The 18935-nt window shown below is 62.4% G+C and carries 17 protein-coding genes; 14 read left to right on the top strand and 3 right to left on the bottom strand.

Going from position 1 to position 18935, the window contains the following annotated elements; all coding sequences use genetic code 11:
- The first annotated feature begins 54 nt into the window (after positions 1-54).
- The 11 genes from rpsK to ACWGTO_RS12775 all read left to right on the top strand — a co-directional run bounded on the left by rpsK (position 55) and on the right by ACWGTO_RS12775 (position 11462).
- A complete protein-coding gene (gene rpsK, locus ACWGTO_RS12825; protein ID WP_006205444.1) occupies positions 55-444 on the top strand; it encodes a 30S ribosomal protein S11 in 390 nt (129 codons plus the stop codon).
- A 102-nt stretch (positions 445-546) separates the two neighbouring features.
- On the top strand, positions 547-1557 hold the full coding sequence (locus ACWGTO_RS12820) for a DNA-directed RNA polymerase subunit alpha (protein ID WP_006205443.1): 1011 nt from the start codon (positions 547-549) through the stop codon (positions 1555-1557).
- 104 nt (positions 1558-1661) lie between these two features.
- On the top strand, positions 1662-2093 hold the full coding sequence (gene rplQ, locus ACWGTO_RS12815; RefSeq protein WP_454575216.1) for a 50S ribosomal protein L17: 432 nt from the start codon (positions 1662-1664) through the stop codon (positions 2091-2093).
- A 190-nt stretch (positions 2094-2283) separates the two neighbouring features.
- Positions 2284-3777 carry a DegQ family serine endoprotease gene (locus ACWGTO_RS12810; protein ID WP_454575215.1) on the top strand — a complete coding sequence of 498 codons (1494 nt, stop codon included), beginning with the start codon at positions 2284-2286 and terminating at the stop codon, positions 3775-3777.
- Between the two features lie 47 nt (positions 3778-3824).
- Entirely contained in the window at positions 3825-5135 is a 1311-nt protein-coding gene (locus ACWGTO_RS12805; RefSeq protein WP_454575214.1) for a replication-associated recombination protein A, read from the top strand.
- Between the two features lie 228 nt (positions 5136-5363).
- Positions 5364-6194, top strand: coding sequence for an aspartyl/asparaginyl beta-hydroxylase domain-containing protein (locus ACWGTO_RS12800; RefSeq protein ID WP_454575213.1), 831 nt, complete (start codon positions 5364-5366; stop codon positions 6192-6194).
- A gap of 19 nt (positions 6195-6213) precedes the next feature.
- Positions 6214-6585, top strand: coding sequence for a fluoride efflux transporter CrcB (gene crcB, locus ACWGTO_RS12795; protein ID WP_454575212.1), 372 nt, complete (start codon positions 6214-6216; stop codon positions 6583-6585).
- A 104-nt stretch (positions 6586-6689) separates the two neighbouring features.
- Positions 6690-7670 carry an RluA family pseudouridine synthase gene (locus tag ACWGTO_RS12790; RefSeq protein ID WP_142865539.1) on the top strand — a complete coding sequence of 327 codons (981 nt, stop codon included), beginning with the start codon at positions 6690-6692 and terminating at the stop codon, positions 7668-7670.
- Positions 7671-7732: 62 nt separating this feature from the next.
- Positions 7733-8590 carry a DMT family transporter gene (locus ACWGTO_RS12785; protein ID WP_454575227.1) on the top strand — a complete coding sequence of 286 codons (858 nt, stop codon included), beginning with the start codon at positions 7733-7735 and terminating at the stop codon, positions 8588-8590.
- A gap of 11 nt (positions 8591-8601) precedes the next feature.
- Entirely contained in the window at positions 8602-9393 is a 792-nt protein-coding gene (locus tag ACWGTO_RS12780; protein WP_454575211.1) for an ATP12 family chaperone protein, read from the top strand.
- Positions 9394-9572: 179 nt separating this feature from the next.
- Positions 9573-11462: an MFS transporter gene (locus tag ACWGTO_RS12775; RefSeq protein ID WP_454575210.1), complete on the top strand. Its 1890-nt coding sequence runs from the start codon at positions 9573-9575 to the stop codon at positions 11460-11462.
- Positions 11463-11559: 97 nt separating this feature from the next.
- Here the strand turns inward: ACWGTO_RS12775 and ACWGTO_RS12770 are convergent, their stop codons facing one another.
- Entirely contained in the window at positions 11560-11757 is a 198-nt protein-coding gene (locus tag ACWGTO_RS12770; RefSeq protein ID WP_454575209.1) for a DUF2735 domain-containing protein, read from the bottom strand.
- Positions 11758-12076: 319 nt separating this feature from the next.
- Between ACWGTO_RS12770 and ACWGTO_RS12765 the strand changes: the two genes are divergently transcribed.
- Positions 12077-13117 (top strand): glutamine synthetase beta-grasp domain-containing protein, encoded by a 1041-nt coding sequence (locus ACWGTO_RS12765; RefSeq protein ID WP_454575208.1) that lies wholly within the window; start codon positions 12077-12079, stop codon positions 13115-13117.
- A 102-nt stretch (positions 13118-13219) separates the two neighbouring features.
- On the opposite strand, the gene glnA is transcribed toward ACWGTO_RS12765, so the two are convergent.
- Positions 13220-14629: a type I glutamate--ammonia ligase gene (gene glnA, locus ACWGTO_RS12760; RefSeq protein WP_454575207.1), complete on the bottom strand. Its 1410-nt coding sequence runs from the start codon at positions 14627-14629 to the stop codon at positions 13220-13222.
- A 59-nt stretch (positions 14630-14688) separates the two neighbouring features.
- Positions 14689-15027 (bottom strand): P-II family nitrogen regulator, encoded by a 339-nt coding sequence (locus tag ACWGTO_RS12755; RefSeq protein ID WP_006205430.1) that lies wholly within the window; start codon positions 15025-15027, stop codon positions 14689-14691.
- A gap of 380 nt (positions 15028-15407) precedes the next feature.
- On the opposite strand from ACWGTO_RS12755, the gene ACWGTO_RS12750 reads away from it, so the two are divergent.
- Positions 15408-16931, top strand: a complete 1524-nt coding sequence (locus ACWGTO_RS12750) for an NAD(P)H-hydrate dehydratase (RefSeq protein WP_454575206.1) — start codon at positions 15408-15410, stop codon at positions 16929-16931.
- Positions 16928-18928 carry a hypothetical protein gene (locus ACWGTO_RS12745; protein WP_454575205.1) on the top strand — a complete coding sequence of 667 codons (2001 nt, stop codon included), beginning with the start codon at positions 16928-16930 and terminating at the stop codon, positions 18926-18928. Before ACWGTO_RS12750 ends, ACWGTO_RS12745 begins: the two co-directional genes overlap by 4 nt.
- Positions 18929-18935: the final 7 nt, after the last annotated feature.

The following is an 18935-nucleotide window of genomic DNA, read 5'->3' as shown; positions in this document are numbered from 1 at the left end:
GAAGGTGGAGCCGCTGGCATTACGGCGGTGTAGAGATCAACTGAAAGGACTATCATGGCCAAGGAAGCCGCTCGTGTTCGCCGTCGCGAACGCAAGAACATCTCGTCGGGCGTTGCCCACGTCAATTCGACCTTCAACAACACGATGATCACCATCACCGACGCGCAGGGCAATTCCATTGCCTGGTCGTCGGCCGGTGCCCAAGGCTTCAAGGGATCGCGCAAGTCGACCCCGTTTGCCGCCCAGATGGCTGCCGAAGACGTTGCCAAGAAGGCCCAGGAACACGGCATGCGCATGCTCGAAGTCGAGGTCTGCGGGCCCGGCTCAGGTCGTGAATCGGCGCTTCGCGCCCTGCAGGCGGCTGGCTTCACCATCACCTCGATCCGTGATGTGACGCCGATCCCGCACAATGGCTGCCGCCCGCGCAAGAAGCGCCGCGTCTAAAGAATTATTGAACGCCACGCGAGCGCTTAAGCACGCTCCTCCGGGGCATTCCAGGTCGCCCGCCACGATTGGATGGTGGCGGGTCAACGGAAGGAAAGCATCATGATCCAGAAAAATTGGCAGGAACTGATCAAGCCGAACAAGATCGAGTTCTCGTCGAAGAAGAAGACGCTGACCACGCTGGTCGCCGAGCCGCTCGAACGCGGCTTCGGCCTGACGCTCGGCAACGCGCTGCGCCGCGTGCTTCTGTCTTCGCTGCGCGGTGCGGCTGTGACCGCCGTGCAGATCGACGGCGTTCTGCATGAATTCTCGTCCATCGCCGGTGTGCGTGAAGACGTGACCGACATCGTGCTCAACATCAAGGAAATCGCCATCCGCATGGAAGGCGATGGCCCCAAGCGCATGGTCGTTCGCAAGCAGGGCCCGGGTGCGGTTCTGGCCGGCGACATCCAGACGGTTGGCGACGTCGAGATCCTCAACCCCGACCACGTCATCTGCACGCTGGACGAGGGCGCTGAAATCCGCATGGAATTCACTGTCGACACCGGCAAGGGCTACGTGCCGGCGGAGCGCAACCGCGCCGAAGACGCGCCGATCGGCCTTATCCCGGTCGACAGCCTGTATTCGCCGGTCAAGAAGGTCTCCTACAAGGTCGAAAACACCCGCGAGGGCCAGGTTCTCGACTATGACAAGCTGACCATGACCATCGAGACCGACGGTTCGATCTCGGGCGAGGACGCGGTGGCATTCGCTGCCCGCATCCTGCAGGACCAGCTTGGCCTGTTCGTCAATTTCGACGAGCCGCAGAAGGAAGTCGCCGCCGAAGCCGTCACCGAGCTCGCCTTCAACCCGGCGCTGCTCAAGAAGGTCGACGAGCTTGAGCTTTCGGTGCGTTCGGCCAACTGCCTGAAGAACGACAACATCGTCTATATCGGCGATCTCATCCAGAAGACCGAAGCGGAGATGCTGCGCACCCCGAACTTCGGCCGCAAGTCGCTGAACGAGATCAAGGAAGTCTTGGCGGCGATGGGCCTGCACCTCGGCATGGAAGTGCCGGACTGGCCGCCGGAAAACATCGAAGACCTCGCCAAGCGTTACGAAGACCAATATTGAGCATGAATTCCAAGGATCGGCGGCGAGAGCCGCTCGATCCGACGGTCATGCGGAAAACCATCAGAGGCCGTGGCCTCTTGAACAACTGAAGAAGGAAAAGAGCCATGCGCCACGGTTTTAAGGGCCGCCGCTTCGCCCGCAGCATCAGCCATCGCAAGTCGATGTTCGCCAATCTCGCCGTCTCGCTGATCGAGCACGAGCAGATCGTCACCACCCTGCCGAAGGCGAAGGATCTGCGTCCGATCGTCGAGAAGCTGGTGACGCTCGGCAAGCGCGGCGATCTGCACGCCCGCCGCCAGGTCATCGCCCAGATCGGCAATGAAGGCGTCGTCAAGCGCCTGTTCGACACCATCGCGCCGCGCTATGCCAGCCGCAATGGCGGCTACCTGCGCATCATGAAGGCGGGCTTCCGCCACGGCGACAATGCCGCCATGGCGGTCATCGAGTTCGTCGACCGCGACCCCGACGCCAAGGGCGCCGGCGACCGTGCTCGCCTCGAAGCCGAAGGCGCCAATGAGGAAACCGCGGCCGCATAAGGCTCGGGTTTTCCAGGAATGACTTCAAGGGGCCCTCGGGCCCCTTTTTTATTGTCGCGAGGCCGTCTCAGCCTAAGATCTTTTGCCTGCCAGCTGCGTGCTTTTGCACGACAATCGCCGCATTTCAGTGCATTAGCCTTTCATTCTGCACAATCGTCGGGACAATGCGCCCGACCTGGAGGGAATCGGAATGCACTTCAAACGGCTGTTTCTTGTCGCCCTTTGCACGCTGGCCGCCTTTGCCGCGGCACCGGCTGTGAGACAGGCGCTGGCCGAGGACGCCGCCAAGCCAGCCGATCCCGGGCTGTCCGATGTGCTGACTGACCTCTTGCATGGCGTCGAGGGCGAGAACGGCACCTCCGGGCCGGACAAGCGCGTGCCGTTCGGTCGCGAAGAGGTGCAGCTGTCGTTTGCGCCGCTGGTCAAGCAGACGGCGCCCGCGGTGGTCAATGTCTACGCCTCGCAGACGGCGAAGGTCACGTCGCCCTTCGACGGCGATCCTTTCTTCGAGGAATTTTTCGGCCGCGCGCAGCCGCGCGCGCAATCCTCGCTCGGCTCGGGTGTGCTGGTTGACCCGAGCGGCGTGGTCGTCACCAATTTCCACGTCATCAAGGATGCCGACGAGGTGAAAGTGGCGACTGCGGACGGGCGCGAATTCACCTCGAAGGTCATGCTCAAGGACGAGACGCTTGACCTTGCCGTGCTCAAGATCACGTCCGACAAGCCGTTCCCGGTGATCGCCATCGGCGATTCCGACGCGCTTGAGGTCGGCGACCTGGTGCTGGCCATCGGCAACCCGTTCGGCGTCGGCCAGACCACCACCAGCGGCATTGTTTCGGCGCTTGCCCGCAGCCATATCGGCGTTTCGGATTCGGGCTACTTTATTCAGACGGACGCTGCCATCAATCCCGGCAATTCCGGCGGCGCGCTGATCAACATGGGCGGCCAGTTGGTCGGCATCAACACCGCCATCTATAGCCGCAGCGGCGGCTCCATCGGCATCGGCTTCGCCATCCCCGCCAACATGGTGCGGGCCTTTGCCGACGCGGCCAAGGCCGGGCTCGATTTCTTCGAGCGGCCCTATATCGGCGCCGAGTTCGAGGCGGTGACGCCGCAGATCGCCGAATCGCTTGGCATGGAGAAGCCGACCGGAGCGCTGGTGTCATCGGTTGAGGAGGCCGGGCCGGCGGCGAAAGCAGGGCTGAAGCCCGGCGATGTCGTGCTGCAGCTCAACGGCACGACCGTCGAAGGCATCGAAGCGCTGGACTACCGCATGGCGACGCTGTCGATCGGCACCAAGGCGACCTTCGCCATCCTGAGCAAAGGCCAGCAGGCGACGATGGAGATTGCGCTGGAGCGCGCGCCGGAGGGTGCCAAGGCCTCGGAAGTGACGCTGCATGGCCGCAGCCCGTTCTCCGGCGCCAAGGTCGCGGAACTGTCACCCAGGCTCGCCCAGCGGCTTGGCCTGCGCACCGACCTCAAGGGCGTCACGGTGGTAGACATCAATCGCGATTCGCCAGCCGCCGATTTCGGCTTCCAACCGGGCGACATTGTGCGCGAGGTAAACGGCACGGCGGTCGATACCGCGGCTACACTGGCGCAGCTTGCCCAGCAGGATACGCGCTGGTGGCGCTTTACCGTCGAGCGTGGCGGGCAGATACTGCGCCAGGTGTTGCGCTATTAAGCCGACCGCCCCATCTGCGGGCGATCAGCTCCAACCAGAAGACCTACATGGCCGATCTGTTCAGCGTCGATGAACCGGAAAGAGCGCCCCCCGGCCGGCCGCTCGCCGATCGGCTGCGTCCGAAAAACCTTGGCGAAGTCGTCGGCCAGGAACATCTGACCGGACCCGACGGCGCGCTGACGCGGCTGATCAATTCCGGCTCGCTCGGCTCGATGATTTTTTGGGGGCCGCCGGGTACCGGAAAAACCACCGTGGCGCGGCTGCTGGCCGGCGAGACCAGTCTTGCCTTCGAGCAGATATCGGCCGTGTTTTCCGGCGTCGCCGACCTGAAGAAAGTGTTCGAGGCAGCGAAGCTGCGCCGCGCCAATGGCCGCCAGACGCTGCTCTTCGTCGACGAAATCCACCGCTTCAACCGTGCCCAGCAGGATTCTTTCCTGCCGGTCATGGAGGACGGGACAGTCGTGCTGGTTGGCGCCACAACCGAGAACCCGTCCTTCGAACTCAACGCCGCTTTGTTGTCCCGCGCGCGGGTCATGGTTTTTCATTCGCTTGGCGAGGACAGCATCACCAAGCTAATGACGCGGGCTGAGGAGACGGAGGGCAGGGCGCTGCCGCTCGACGACGAGGCGCGGGCGATGCTCATCCGCATGAGCGATGGCGACGGCCGCGCCTCGCTGACGCTCGCAGAGGAAGTCTGGCGTGCGGCCAAACCTGGCGAGGTTTTCGATCCCGAAGGGCTGCAACGCATCGTCCAGCGCCGCGCGCCGATCTACGACAAGGGCCAGGACGGTCACTACAATCTGATCTCGGCGCTGCACAAATCGGTGCGCGGATCCGATCCCGACGCGGCTCTCTACTATCTCGCCCGCATGTTCGACGCCGGCGAGGATCCGCTCTATCTCGGCCGCCGGCTGGTGCGCATGGCGATGGAGGATATCGGGCTGGCCGACCCTCAGGCGCTGGTCGTGGCCAACGCCGCCAAGGACGCCTACGACTATCTGGGCTCGCCCGAAGGCGAACTCGCTTTCGCCGAGGCGACCGTCTATCTCGCCACTGCACCCAAATCCAACGCCGTCTATACTGCGTTCAAGGCCGCCACGCGGGCGGCGAAGGAGTTCGGTTCGCTGCTGCCGCCCAAGCACATCCTCAACGCGCCGACCAAGTTGATGAAAGAGGAGGACTACGGCGCGGGCTACCGTTACGATCATGACCAGCCCGACGCCTTTTCCGGCCAGGACTATTTCCCGGAAAAGATGGGTCGGCAGACATTTTACGATCCGCCTGAACGCGGCTTCGAGCGCGATATCCGGAAACGGCTGGACTATTGGGCGAAGCTGCGCAGCGAGCGGGAAAAATAGGCTTGCGCGCGCCTCCGGTTTTGACGGCCCAGACGAAACCCTGCCATGGGGCATTCCCGCTTCGATTCTTCTCCAAGTCGCTGGTTGGCATGCTGACGAAGGCGTCCATTCTGGCGCTATGTCACGGCATTGTGCGGGGGAACAAAAAATCCTATCAAGGCGCACGGCTGGCGGGGGTCGCCGTGATTTGGCTCATGCGAACAGGATCGCGCTGCCGCGCGAACGACAATGACAAAACAAACCCGTAAGACCCTTCGCCAGGCTGTGATTGCGCTGCCGCTTCTCGCGCTAGGTTTCTACTTCATCCCGATCCTGACCACGATCTGGATCGTCTGCGGCCTGATCGACGTGCTGCGCAACGCCAACAAGAGCTGGTCGCTGTTGCGCGGCTATTTCCTCGGCAACGGCATCTTCACCTGGCTGCTGTCGCCCTTCAATCTGCTGGTCGACCTCGTCTGCTACCGCAATCCGGGTGTGTGGAAGCTTGATCAGTTTCCGCCGGACTATCAGCGCGAGGTCAACGAGGTTTTGGACGTCTTCAAGGCGCGCAAGGACGAGATCATTGCCGACATCGACACCAATCTCGGCACGGCCAGGCGCGGTATGTATGTCTATCAGTGGTATGGTAAGCACAAGATCGACAACGTTGCCGAGTTCAACAAGGATTTCAAATACATCAAGACCATTGCCGTCTCGGTCTTCAGGGGCAAGGAATCGACCTCCTGGCATTTCGGTCCGCTGCGACTCAGCCTGCGCATCCTCTACAATCTGCTGCCGGTGAAGGCCGAGGTTTTCGTCGAATGCAACGGCGCCAGGAACTACTGGCACGACAATCCGCTCTATATATTCGACGACACGCTGCTGCACCGCTCGGTCAACGAGTATGACGGTCACCGTTACTGCGTGTTCATGGACATCGTCCGTCCGTCGCCGTTCCCGGGCCTCATCGCCGGCCTCCTCGCCATCGTCTCGGTTAGCGTCGAGCGCATCAATTCCATGTTCTACAAGAACTGGAAAATGCTGGGCTCGAGCAAGGCAAAGAAGGTCGAGACGACCTGAGAGCGTCATAAAGGCCGTCATGTTCAATCTGCTTCTCGTTGTGGTCGGCGGCGGCATCGGTGCCGGCATTCGCCATTTGACCAATATCGGCGCGATGCGTCTCGTCGGCCCGAACTATCCCTGGGGCACGATGGTTATCAACGTCGTCGGCTCCTTTGCCATGGGCCTGTTCATTGCCACGCTGATGCGGCGTGGCGGCTCCAACGAGCTTCGGCTGTTCGTCGCCACCGGCATCTTCGGCGGCTTCACCACGTTCTCCGCTTTTTCACTCGATTTCGCGACGCTTTGGGAGCGCGGCGCGACGCTGCCGGCGCTGGGATATGCGCTTGCCAGCGTCGTTGGCGCCATCATCGCCCTGTTTCTGGGACTTTGGCTCGCAAGAACCGTATAGGCTTGGCTCCGGGCACTTTTTTGAATCTAAGCTTTCTGAAAATCGATTCCGATTTTCGAGCCGATAGTGCTATTGCCCCGCTTCGAAACGGATAGATAAAAATCATGGCAGGCGTTGAACAGATCACGGTGGAGGCCGGCGAGGCGGGCATGCGGCTCGATCGCTGGTTCAAGACCCATTTCCCCGGCCTCGGTTTCGGCCATCTGCAAAAGCTGCTGCGCTCCGGCCAGATTCGCGTCGACGGTGGCCGGGTCAAGGCCGACAGCCGTGTCGAGCCAGGCCAGGTGGTGCGCGTGCCGCCGCTCGAGGTCGACAAGAAGGGCGAGAGCGCGCTTACGGGCCATTCGATCCGCAACCAGGGCGATGCCGATGTGCTGGCCAAGATGCTGATCCACGAAGACCCGAAGGTCTTCGTCTTCAACAAGCCGGCCGGCCTGGCCGTGCAGGGCGGGTCGGGCGTCACCCGCAATGTCGACGACATGCTGGAGGCGTGGCGCAGCCAGAAGGGCGAGAAGCCGCGCCTGGTGCACCGGCTCGACCGCGATACGTCGGGCGTGCTGGTGGTTGCCCGCACCAGGCTTGCGGCGATGAAGCTCTCCGAGTCCTTTCGCGCACGCGAGACCAAGAAGACCTACTGGGCGCTGGTCAAAGGCGTGCCGCCCAAGCGCGAGGACAAGATATCGACCTGGCTGATCAAGGAGCCGACCGAGGACGGCGACCGCGTGCGCGTGGCAGCCCACGGTGAAAAGGGCGCCGACCACGCCGTGTCCTACTACCGCATCATCGAGCAGGCGGCGCAGACGATGACCTGGCTGGAAATGGAGCCCTATACCGGCCGCACCCACCAGCTTCGCGTTCATGCCGCCTATATTGGCTGCCCGATCATCGGCGACCCCAAATATTTCGAGGCCGACACCAATTGGGATTTCCCGGGCGGCATTCAGAATCGCCTGCATCTGCATGCGCGACGCATCGTCATTCCGCATCCGGACAAGGGCGTCATCGACGTCACTGCGCCGATGCCGCCGCATATGCGCCAGAGCTGGAACCTGATCGGCTTCGACGACGCCAGCGCGGAGGACTGACATTGGCTGTTGCCTCGGCATTGGATCGCCGCGACGCGGTCGATCTGGCGGCCGCTTCCATCATGGTCGGGCTGACCTTTTCCTGGGGACTGAATTATGTCGCCGCCAAGATCTCCTATGCCGGCTTCGATCCCGTTTTCGTTTCGATCGCACGCTCGATCATCGGCGGGCTCTGCGTGCTCGGCTGGTGCTGGCTGCGCGGCATCAGGCTGTTCGGGGCCGACGGTTCGCTGGTCGCCGGCATCGTCGTCGGCGTGCTGTTCGGCGTCGAATTCCTGTTCCTTTATATCGGGCTGGAATACACGACCGTTGCCCGCAACACGCTGCTGGTCAACACCATGCCGTTCTGGGTCCTGATCGGCGGTCATTTCCTGCTTGGCGAGCGCATCAATGCAAGGAAGCTTGGCGGGCTCGTTCTCGCCTTCTGCGGCCTGGTGGCCGTGTTCTCCGACGGGATTGTCGGCGGCACGGGCACGACCCTGATGGGCGATCTGCTCAGCCTCGGCTCCGGCATCCTCTGGGCGGCGACCAGCATCGTCATCAAGCGTTCGAAACTGGTCGAGACCAGCGCCGAGAAACTGCTGCTGTATCAGTTGGCGGGTGCTGCCATTGTCGGTTTCCTGGTGATGCCTTTCGCCGGCCCGCCGATCCGCGACGTCACTGCCTTGCCGACATTGGCGCTGCTGTTCCAGTCGCTCTATATTGTTGCCTTCACCTATGTGCTGTGGTTCTGGCTGCTCAGGCGCTATCCGGCATCGGGCCTGTCGAGCTTCGCCTTCCTGTCGCCAGTGTTCGGCGTGCTGTGCGGCGCTATTATTCTGGGTGAGGCGCCGACAGTCAGGATTTTTGTGGCGCTTGGGCTGATTGCCGTCGGTCTCATCATCGTCAACCGGCCGGCGCGCAAGCAGGTGCCTGGATAGAAAGTTCTACCATGCGTGACATCCTCAACGACCTCGAAGCAGGCAAGCAACTGTCCGATCCGGATCCGGTGCGCCGTGCACAGATCCAGATGAAGACGCACCTGCCGAAGCGCTTTTACAAGGACGTGTCGGTCGCGGCTGTCGAAGACGGCTTTGCCGTGCATCTCGACGGCAAGCCGGTGCGCACGCCGGGCAAGGCGCTGTTGGCGCTGCCCACCGAGAAGGCGGCGCAGTTGGTAGCCGACGAATTCGAAGCGCAAGGCGAAACCATCGACCCGGTGACGATGCCGGTGCTACGTCTGGTCAACACTGCCATTGACGGCGTCGCCAGCGACCCGCAGGCGGTGCTTGAGGACGTCTTGCGCTTCGCGTCGTCCGATCTGACCTGCTACCGCGCCGACACGCCGCAGGGACTGGTCGAGCGCCAGAACCAGCATTGGGACCCGGTCATCGACTGGGCGAGGGCGACATTGGGGGCTCGGTTCAATCTCGCCGAGGGCATTATCCATGTCGAACAGCCGCGCGAGAGCATCGCGGTGCTCGGCGCCCATCTTGCCCAGCGCGCCGAGCCGCTGCGGCTGGCCGCAATCCATGTCATGACGTCGCTGACCGGCTCGGCGCTGCTGGCGGTTGCGGTCGACTATGGCGCACTCGACGGCGAGGCGGCCTGGGCCGCCGGCCATGTCGATGAGGACTGGCAGATCGAGCACTGGGGGCAGGATGCCGAGGCGGTGGCGCGCCGTTCGGCCCGCAAGCGCGACATGATGGCCGCCGTCAGCCTGCTGGAAGCGCTTGAGAGCTGATCTCGGCTCATTGCCGCACTGCACCTAATACCAAAGTCATAAACCCAATGTCGGTCTGCCTCCGGCTGCCGCTTTCTGTCATTTTCGCGCCGATGGCTGAGCTGAGTCTGCACTCGGAGGAGAGGCGGACGTTGAGGCGCAGCATCGAGGACAGTGGGTCTCACGGGAGGACAAATTCAATGGCAATGGCATCGACCGCCGGCGGAGCAAGCCGCGGCATGACGCGAGAGGAAAAGAAGGTCATCTTCGCCTCCTCGCTCGGCACCGTTTTCGAATGGTATGATTTCTATCTCTACGGTTCGCTCGCTGCGTTTATCGGCAGCACCTTTTTCAGCCCGACCATCCCCGAAGCGACGCGCAATATCTTCGCGCTGCTGGCTTTCGCGGCCGGGTTTCTGGTGCGCCCGTTCGGCGCGCTGCTCTTCGGCCGCATCGGTGACCTTGTTGGCCGTAAGTACACCTTCCTCGTAACCATGACGATCATGGGTCTGTCGACCTTCCTCGTCGGCTTGCTGCCTGGCTATGCAACGCTGGGCATCGCTGCTCCAGTGATCCTGATCGGCCTACGCATGCTGCAGGGTCTGGCGCTTGGCGGCGAATATGGTGGTGCGGCGACCTATGTCGCCGAGCACGCGCCAGACAACCGGCGTGGCTACTACACCTCGTGGATCCAGACAACGGCGACGCTTGGTCTGTTCCTGTCGCTGGTCGTCATCCTGATAGTGCAGGCCTCATTGAGCAAAGAAACCTATGCTGCCTGGGGCTGGCGTATTCCGTTCATCGTCTCCTTCCTGCTGCTCGCCATTTCTGTCTGGATTCGTCTGTCGCTGTCCGAATCGCCGACTTTCCAGCGCATGAAGGATGAGGGCAAAGGCTCCAAGGCGCCGCTCACGGAAGCTTTCGGTCAGTGGAAAAATGCCAAGATTGCGCTGCTGGCGCTTCTCGGCTTGACCGCTGGCCAAGCCGTGGTCTGGTACAACGGCCAATTCTACGCCTTGTTCTTCCTCACGAACGTGCTGAAAGTCGACGCGCAGTCGGTCAACATCATGATCGCCATTGCGCTGGCGATCGGTTCGATTTTCTTCGTCGTCTTCGGCTGGCTCTCTGACAAGATCGGCCGCAAGCCGATCATCATGGCGGGTCTGGCACTGGCCATCGTCTGCACCTTCCCACTGTTCAAGGCGCTGACCTGGGCCGCCAATCCGGCGCTCGCCACGGCCCAGCAGACTACGCGCGCGACGGTCACCGCTGCACCCGGCGACTGCAGGTTCCAGTTCAATCCGGTTGGTACGGCGAAGTTCACGACGTCCTGCGACATCGCGACCTCGTTCCTGACCAAGAACTCGGTGCCTTACGATGTGGTTTCGACCGCAGCCCCTGGCACGGCGGCCTCGGTCAAGATCGGCAATGAGACGGTTGAGTCCTACGATGCCATCGCCGCCGGCGATCAGGCCAAAGCCAAGGACGCCGCCTTCGTCAAGGCGGTCAACATGTCGCTGAAGGACAGTGGCTATCCCTTGAAGCGCGCAGCAGCGAAAGTGACCGACCAGAAGCTGGATGCTTTCATTGCGGCCAACCCGGAGCTCAAGCTGGACGCCGCTGCGATCCGCGCCGGCGAGAAGGCCACAGTTCCGACCGAGCAGGCGGTGAAGGATAAGCTGCTGACTGCCGAAGAGGCAGCAGGGGCGCCCGAGGTACCCGTCTACAGCATAGCGGGAGGCGGCGCCTTTGCCATGTTCGCCGACCCGGCGGCGGTGAATTGGCCGATGACGATCGGTATCCTGTTCATCCTCGTGATCTTCGTCACCATGGTCTACGGGCCGATTGCCGCGATCCTGGTCGAGATGTTCCCGACCCGCATCCGCTACACCGGCATGTCGCTGCCCTACCACATCGGCAATGGCTGGTTCGGCGGCCTGCTGCCAGCGACGGTGTTCGCCCTCAGCGCTTACAAGGGCGATATCTATTACGGCCTCTGGTATCCGGTGGTGATTGCGGCGATGACGCTGGTCATCGGCATGATCTTCGTCAAGGATACGCTGGGAACCGACCTGCACGCCAAGCAGTAGCCGGCAGCTCAGTATGCAAAGAAAAAGCCCGGCGCGAGCGATCGCGCCGGGTTTTTCAATTGTCAGGCCTGCTTTCAGCTGTTGGCCCGGGTAACGGCTAGCTCTTGCGAGGCTGCTCGGTTTCCGCGATGGCCGCCTCATGATACCAGGCCTCGCCATAGGCCAAGGGGTGATTGCGCAAGGAAGCGAGCTCTGCCGCGAACTTAGCCTTTACGCCTAAATTTGAGGCAGCTGATCGCGATGCCACCGGGAACGTCAGGATTTTTGCCGACGGACGGGCTGAGGTGATTTCCATTGTCGGTCTCCTTTCGTCTGAGGACCGTGGTCGATTCGTCTTTCCACCAAGGTAAGTCCTGCAATCCGTTTAGGCAAGATGCCTAAAGAAAGATCAGCATTTGCCTGTTATTTAAGCATATTTCGCTTTTGATCGATCCCGACGCATTGGTTAGGCGGCTTGGTCGGATCGTCGGGGCGAATGGGCATTTTTGACGCACCCCGCGCAGCGGAAATGGCACATGACTTGCATTTTATCGACCGGCAGCCGGCCTGCCGGATGGTTCGGTGCATGCGCCGGCGGTCCAGCTTCGGTGAACAAGCAACGAGAGGCTTCTAGAATGACGAAATACAAGCTCGAGTATATCTGGCTCGATGGATACACCCCGGTCCCCAATCTTCGCGGCAAGACCCAGATCAAGGAGTTCGCCGAGTTCCCGACGCTCGAGCAGCTGCCGCTGTGGGGCTTTGACGGCTCCTCGACGCAGCAGGCCGAAGGCCACAGCTCCGACTGCGTCCTGAAGCCGGTCGCCGTGTTCCCCGATCCGGCCCGCACCAATGGCGTGCTGGTGATGTGCGAAGTGATGATGCCGGATGGCGTGACTCCGCACGTGTCCAACAAGCGCGCCACCATCCTCGACGATGAAGGCGCCTGGTTCGGCTTCGAGCAGGAGTATTTCTTCTACAAGGACGGCCGTCCGCTCGGCTTTCCCGAGAGCGGCTATCCGGCGCCGCAGGGCCCGTACTACACCGGCGTCGGCTATTCGAATGTCGGTCCGGTCGCGCGCCAGATCGTCGAGGAACATCTCGACCAGTGCCTCGCCGCCGGCATCAACCATGAAGGCATCAACGCCGAAGTGGCGAAGGGCCAGTGGGAATTCCAGATCTTCGGAAAGGGTTCCAAGAAGGCCGCCGACCAGATGTGGATGGCCCGCTATCTCTTGCAGCGCCTGACCGAAAAGTACGAGATCGACATCGAGTACCACTGCAAGCCGCTCGGCGACACCGACTGGAACGGCTCGGGCATGCACGCCAACTTCTCGACCGCCTATATGCGCGAAGTCGGTGGCAAGGCCTATTTCGAAGCGCTGATGGCTCAATTCGACAAGAACCTGATGGACCACATCGCCGTCTACGGCCCGGACAACGACAAGCGCCTGACCGGCAAGCACGAGACCGCGCCGTGGAACCGATTCAGCTACGGCATTGCCGACCGCGGCGCCTCGATCCGCGTGCCGCATTCCTTCGTCAACAATGACTACAAGGGCTATCTGGAAGACCGCCGCCCGAACTCGCAGGGCGACCCCTACCAGATCGCCTCGCAGATCCTGAAGACGATCGCGGAGGTTTCGACCAGCTCCCAGGTTTCGGCCGCGGCTTGAGCATTCGCCGCAGCGCAGGCTTGAGTGCCTGCGCCGCTCAAAAACAAAACCCCGGCGTCGTGAACTGACGCCGGGGTTTTTCATTGTCTCTGAAACGATCGCTCAGACCGAATAGTACATATCGTATTCGACTGGATGCGGGGTCATTTCGAAGCGCATCACTTCGGCCATCTTGAGCTCGATGTAAGAGTCGATCTGGTCGTCGTCGAAGACGCCGCCGGCCTTCAGGAAGCCGCGGTCCTTGTCGAGGCTCTGCAGGGCTTCGCGCAGCGAGCCGCAGACGGTCGGGATCTTTTTCAACTCCTTCGGCGGCAGGTCGTAGAGATCCTTGTCCATCGGCTGTCCCGGGTGGATCTTGTTCTTGATGCCGTCGAGGCCGGCCATCAGCATGGCGGCGAAGGCGAGGTAGGGGTTCGCGCCCGGATCGGGGAAGCGGACCTCGACGCGCTTGGCCTTCGGCGACGAGCCGAACGGGATGCGGCAGGAAGCTGAACGGTTACGCGCGGAATAGGCGAGCAGCACCGGCGCTTCATAGCCAGGCACCAGGCGCTTGTAGGAGTTGGTCAGCGGGTTGGTGAAGGCGTTGATCGCCTTGGCGTGCTTGATGATGCCGCCGATGTAGAACAGGCAGCTTTCCGACAGGCCGGCATATTCGTTGCCGGCGAAGGTCGGCTTGCCGCCCTTCCAGATCGACTGGTGGACGTGCATGCCCGAACCATTGTCGCCGAAGATCGGCTTCGGCATGAAGGTGGCCGTCTTGCCGTAGGCGTTGGCGACCTGGTGCACGACGTATTTGTAGATCAGCATCTTGTCGGCGTTGCGGACCAGCGTGTCGAACTTGATGCCGAGTTCGTGCTGGGCGGCAGCCACCTCGTGATGGTGCTTTTCGACGCGCACGCCCATTTCGGCCAGCACAGTCAGCATTTCGGAGCGCATGTCCTGCGCGCTGTCGATCGGCGGCACCGGGAAATAGCCGCCCTTGATACGCGGGCGGTGGCCGAGATTACCGGTTTCATAGTCGGTGTCGTCGTTGGACGGCAGTTCGGTGGAGTCCAGCCTGAAGCCGGTGTTGTAGGGATCGGCCTTGTACTTGACGTCGTCGAAGACGAAGAACTCGGCTTCGGGGCCGACATAGATGGTGTCGCCGATACCTTCGGCCTTCATGTAGGCCTCGGCCTTCTTGGCGGTGCCGCGCGGGTCGCGGTTGTAGGATTCGCCAGAGACCGGATCGAGAATGTCGCACAGGATGACCATGGTCGACTGAGCGAAGAACGGGTCCATGTGGACGGTATCCGCATCGGGCATCAGCACCATGTCGGACTCGTTGATCGCCTTCCAGCCGGCGATCGAGGAGCCGTCGAACATGACGCCGTCGGCGAACATGTCTTCCTCGACCTCGATGACATCCATCGTCACGTGCTGCAGCTTGCCCTTCGGATCGGTGAAGCGCAGGTCGACGAATTTCACGTCGTTGTCCTTGATCTGCTTCATGATGTCTTTGGCTGTCGTCATGTCGTTTCTTCCCTGTGTGATGAACGTTTCGAGGAGACGTTAATCTGAAATCAGAAAGCTCAGACGGCGTCCATACCCGTTTCGCCGGTGCGGATACGAACGACTTCCTCGATGTTGGAGACGAAGATCTTGCCGTCGCCGATGCGGCCGGTCTGCGCCGCCTTGCGGATGGCTTCGATGGCGCCTTCGACGGCGTCGTCGCCAAGCACGACTTCGATCTTCACCTTGGGCAGGAAGTCGACGACATATTCGGCGCCGCGATAGAGTTCGGTATGGCCTTTCTGGCGGCCGAAACCCTTGGCTTCGGTCACGGTGATGCCTTGCAGCCCTGCCTCCTGAAGCGCTTCCTTCACTTCGTCTAGTTTGAACGGCTTGATGATCGCTTCGATCTTTTTCATGTAAAAAGTTGCCTCCACTGCCAAAAAGACGGGTTGTGCGCCCCGCTTGCGCCTCGATCAAGCACGAACTGTGCCAATTTCAGGCCACAAGAAGCGGTTTCGCGCAATTCCAATGCCACGCCGGGCCGGGATGCACATTCGCGTCATCCGCTGCTTCGGCTGCGTCAAAGCTGCCTTGAGCCTACACATCGCCGCTTCGGGCGTCTGCACGATAATTAGGCAGGTCGCGCATTTTGTGGGCGCGCGCGGATCCGCGGCAACAGTCTGCGAGAGCATTGGCCGCACGCCAATTCAGCACCTGGCCGTTTGCTTCGAACCGGAAACTAGACAATGCTCGACCGGGACAAAGAGGCCTTGAGCGAAATACGGATCGGCAATTCATGAGCAACGAAGTTCTGTCGCCGGCCGAGATGGCAGAGGCCGATCGGCTGGCAATCGCGGCCGGTCCGCTCGACGGCTATGGCCTGATGCAGCGCGCCGGCGAAGCGGTCGCTGCAGTGGTGCTGGCACGCTATCCCGCAGCCAGCCGCGTGCATGTACTGTGCGGCCCCGGCAACAATGGCGGCGACGGTTATGTGGTGGCGCGGTTGCTTGGGAAAAGCGGTGTCGATGTCACGCTCTGGGTGTCAGGCGAACCGAGGGCAGGCAGCGATGCCGCGACCGCCGCGGCCGAATGTTTGCTGGAGCGTCGGCCCCTGGCGGCTTTTGTCGCCGAGCCGGGCTCGTTGATCATCGATGCTCTCTATGGGGCGGGGCTGTCCAAGGACCTCTCGGGAGCGAGCGCACGCGCTGTGAATATTACCGCCGGGCTGTCTGTCGTTGCCGTCGATTTGCCTTCAGGTGTTTCCGGTGACAGCGGCGATATCCTCGGCACGTCATTTCGTGCCGACATCACCGTCACCTTCGCGCGCAAGAAGCCGGGGCATCTGCTGCTACCTGGCCGTGAGCGATGCGGCGAGATCGTCGTCGCCAACATCGGCATTGGCGACGAGATCATCGCGCAGGTCGCGCCGCGCACATTCGAAAACAAGCCGGCGTTTTGGCTTGAGGCGTTGCTGGTGCCGGCGGTCGATGCGCACAAATACAAACGCGGCCATGTCGGCGTCTTCTCCGGCGGACCGTCGGCGACGGGCGCGGCGCGGTTGGCCGCACTTGCCGCGGCACGAAGCGGGGCAGGGGCAGTAACCGTGCTGTCGCCCGCCAATGCCATGCAGGTCAATGCCGCGCATCTGACCTCGATCATGCTGCGCAAGACCGATGCTATCGCGGATGTGCACGACTTTCTCGGCGATCGCCGGTCGTCGAGCTTTGTCCTTGGCCCGGGCTTCGGTGTCGGTGACAAGTCGCGCGATTTCGCCCTCGCCGTGCTCGCCAGAAATCGGCAAGCGGGTGGTGTCGAGGGGCTGGTGCTCGATGCCGACGGTATCACGTCCTTCCGCAACGCGGCCTCGACGCTGTTCGAGGCAGCCAGCAGGCCGGATGCGCCAGCACTGGTCATGACGCCGCATGAGGGCGAGTTCGGCCGACTGTTTCCCGACATCGCTGATGACAAAAGCTTGTCCAAGCTTGCCAAGGCGCGTGTGGCGGCGGCGCGCGCCAACGCCACCGTCATCTACAAGGGCGCAGACACGGTGATCGCGGCGCCCGATGGTCGGGCGGCGATCAATAGCAACGGCGCGCCATGGCTGGCCACGGCTGGGTCGGGTGACGTGCTGGCAGGCATCATCGCGGGTTTCTTGGCGCAAGGCATGCCGGCTTTGGAGGCTGCCTGCGCCGCGGTCTGGATCCATGCCGAAGCCGGTAGCTACTTGGGACCAGGGCTGATCGCCGAGGATCTGCCGGTGGCGCTGGTGTCGGTGCTGCGCGGACTGGTCGAAGCACGGCAGAAGGCGCCGATCGGATGAGGCCGTTCGCGTTCGTCATTGCGGCCATCATCGCGTTGTTCGCAACGCACGGCGCGCGCGCCGACCAGCCGGTGACAATCATCGACGATCCGGCCGTGCTCGCCGCTCTCGATGCCAAGGGCTTTGGTTTCGCCGGGAGTTTCGCCGTCGATGGCGCGGACGATTTGAAGACGCTCTACAGCGAGTCGCCGGCCTACCGTGCCGTTGTCGACATGGTGGCCGCCGATATTGCGGCGCTGCGTGCGGAGATGAAGGCCGGCGGGCGCACGCTCTATGAGGTGACCGACGGCAATGTCGGCCGCATCATGGACATGCGCTGGCTGAAGACCGAGGCCGCACGCTTCCGGCTGGTCGGTGTCGTCAACCGGCTCGACCGGCGTGATTTCGCGGCGCTCAAAGGCGACAAGAGCTGCGGCGAGGTGCGCTTCATCTATCGCCTGGCATATAGTTTTCGCAAGAACGGCAAGGTCCTGGCCTCGCGCCTGCCGTTCAACTTCAACGCCGTCTACAGCGTGGCGCCGGATGCCGATGGCGACTGTGTCGGCGTTGCCGGGCGCTGGACGCCGCAGCTCGACGAAAACGTCGATGCCGGCTGGCTGGCCGGCGGTCCGCTGGCACCGGAGGAACTCACCTTCAAGCAGTTGGAGCTCAACGCGCAAGTCGTGCGCTTTCCCTCAGGCCAGGAGACCGAGTTCGGCGGGCAGGCTGCCTACCTCATGCGGATTTTTGGCATCGATGGCGCAGCTGTCAGCGAGAAGCCGCTGGAGAACACGCCTGACACAGCGCGGCTCTCGGCCGATGCGGCGCTGAAGAAGAGGCTAGCCGACTATGTCAGCGCCAATGTCGCGTCGGTCGATCTCGGCGTCTACGAAATCCCCGACGAATTTTTGGCGAAGAAGGTGATCTCGTGGTCGACCTTCGGCAGCGCAAGACAGGCCAACCATCCGTTCACGCCGCTGTTTGCGCCTGCGGATTTCGCCGGCCTCGACTATGCGCCGCTGAAACTGGTGCGCACGCCTGAGGCGCTGGTCGAGCGGCTGGACAATGGCGCCTGCCAGGGCTGTCATCAGGCAGGCTCTACCGCCGGTTTTCATTTCATCGGCCTCGACGACAGGACGACGTCGCTGCTTAACCGCATCGAGGTCGGCATCTCGCCGCATCTCCATGCCGAGATCCCGCGCCGCGAGGCATGGCTGCGCGCGGAGCAGGACGGCAAGGAGCCGAACCGGTACCGGCCGCTATCCTTCGCACCGCCTGCCGCATGGACTGATGCCGGCGACGTCGACTACACGCCGGCCGAAATGGCGATGCCGTGCCTGATGCCGGACGATGCAAAACGCTTCGGCGCGACTTGGCAATGCGGCGGCGGCACCGTTTGCACGCCACTGGCGACAGCTTCAGGCGTGCGCACGACGCTGGCGCAGTGTCTGCTGCCCAAGGACAGCCCAAAGATGTTTTCCGGCCATCCCTGCCTGACCGGCTCGATCGCTAGCAATCCATCCCAGCCTTTCAACGACCGGTATAAGATCACCGGCCAGTTCGCCGCCTTCGCACCGACCTTTTCGAGGATCGCCTATACTTGCCGACCGCCGAAGATCGGCGTGCCGGCAGGCATCGCCTACCGCGCTTGCGACGACAAGGACCGCAGCTTTGCCGCCTTCAAGGCCGGCAAGCCGATGCCGTCGGAAATCTGCGGGTTGGTCGGCGGAAAAAAGTTCGACACCTGCGTGGCGACCAACAATTTCGACCAGTGCCTTGGCGGCGCAGTCAATCGCGGCAACCGGCCGGCCTGCTCGGCCGATCATTTCTGCCGCGAGGACTATATGTGCCAATCTCTGCCGTCGGACACGCCGGGTGCGGCCAAGGTGAAAGGCATCGGCTTCTGCTCGCCGACCTATTTCATCTTCCAGATGCGCATCGACAACCACGCGACGCCCTGGGCAAGCGCTTCCAGCGCCACCACGGATGCCGGGTTTGGGGCGGCGGAAGAGGAGTAGGCGTCGC

This window comes from Mesorhizobium sp. PL10, from assembly GCF_053714315.1.
Note: the sequence above shows the minus strand (reverse complement) of the source record. Positions and strands in the feature narration are given on the sequence as shown.

What these genes read in the sequence shown, in the direction of transcription:
- rpsK (WP_006205444.1), top strand. Translation starts at nt 55, where the DNA reads ATGGCCAAGGAAGCCGCTCGTGTTCGCCGTCGCGAACGCAAGAACATC.
- ACWGTO_RS12820 (WP_006205443.1), top strand. Translation starts at nt 547, where the DNA reads ATGATCCAGAAAAATTGGCAGGAACTGATCAAGCCGAACAAGATCGAG.
- rplQ (WP_454575216.1), top strand. Translation starts at nt 1,662, where the DNA reads ATGCGCCACGGTTTTAAGGGCCGCCGCTTCGCCCGCAGCATCAGCCAT.
- ACWGTO_RS12810 (WP_454575215.1), top strand. Translation starts at nt 2,284, where the DNA reads ATGCACTTCAAACGGCTGTTTCTTGTCGCCCTTTGCACGCTGGCCGCC.
- ACWGTO_RS12805 (WP_454575214.1), top strand. Translation starts at nt 3,825, where the DNA reads ATGGCCGATCTGTTCAGCGTCGATGAACCGGAAAGAGCGCCCCCCGGC.
- ACWGTO_RS12800 (WP_454575213.1), top strand. Translation starts at nt 5,364, where the DNA reads ATGACAAAACAAACCCGTAAGACCCTTCGCCAGGCTGTGATTGCGCTG.
- crcB (WP_454575212.1), top strand. Translation starts at nt 6,214, where the DNA reads ATGTTCAATCTGCTTCTCGTTGTGGTCGGCGGCGGCATCGGTGCCGGC.
- ACWGTO_RS12790 (WP_142865539.1), top strand. Translation starts at nt 6,690, where the DNA reads ATGGCAGGCGTTGAACAGATCACGGTGGAGGCCGGCGAGGCGGGCATG.
- ACWGTO_RS12785 (WP_454575227.1), top strand. Translation starts at nt 7,733, where the DNA reads ATGGTCGGGCTGACCTTTTCCTGGGGACTGAATTATGTCGCCGCCAAG.
- ACWGTO_RS12780 (WP_454575211.1), top strand. Translation starts at nt 8,602, where the DNA reads ATGCGTGACATCCTCAACGACCTCGAAGCAGGCAAGCAACTGTCCGAT.
- ACWGTO_RS12775 (WP_454575210.1), top strand. Translation starts at nt 9,573, where the DNA reads ATGGCAATGGCATCGACCGCCGGCGGAGCAAGCCGCGGCATGACGCGA.
- ACWGTO_RS12770 (WP_454575209.1), bottom strand. Translation starts at nt 11,757, where the DNA reads ATGGAAATCACCTCAGCCCGTCCGTCGGCAAAAATCCTGACGTTCCCG.
- ACWGTO_RS12765 (WP_454575208.1), top strand. Translation starts at nt 12,077, where the DNA reads ATGACGAAATACAAGCTCGAGTATATCTGGCTCGATGGATACACCCCG.
- glnA (WP_454575207.1), bottom strand. Translation starts at nt 14,629, where the DNA reads ATGACGACAGCCAAAGACATCATGAAGCAGATCAAGGACAACGACGTG.
- ACWGTO_RS12755 (WP_006205430.1), bottom strand. Translation starts at nt 15,027, where the DNA reads ATGAAAAAGATCGAAGCGATCATCAAGCCGTTCAAACTAGACGAAGTG.
- ACWGTO_RS12750 (WP_454575206.1), top strand. Translation starts at nt 15,408, where the DNA reads ATGAGCAACGAAGTTCTGTCGCCGGCCGAGATGGCAGAGGCCGATCGG.
- ACWGTO_RS12745 (WP_454575205.1), top strand. Translation starts at nt 16,928, where the DNA reads ATGAGGCCGTTCGCGTTCGTCATTGCGGCCATCATCGCGTTGTTCGCA.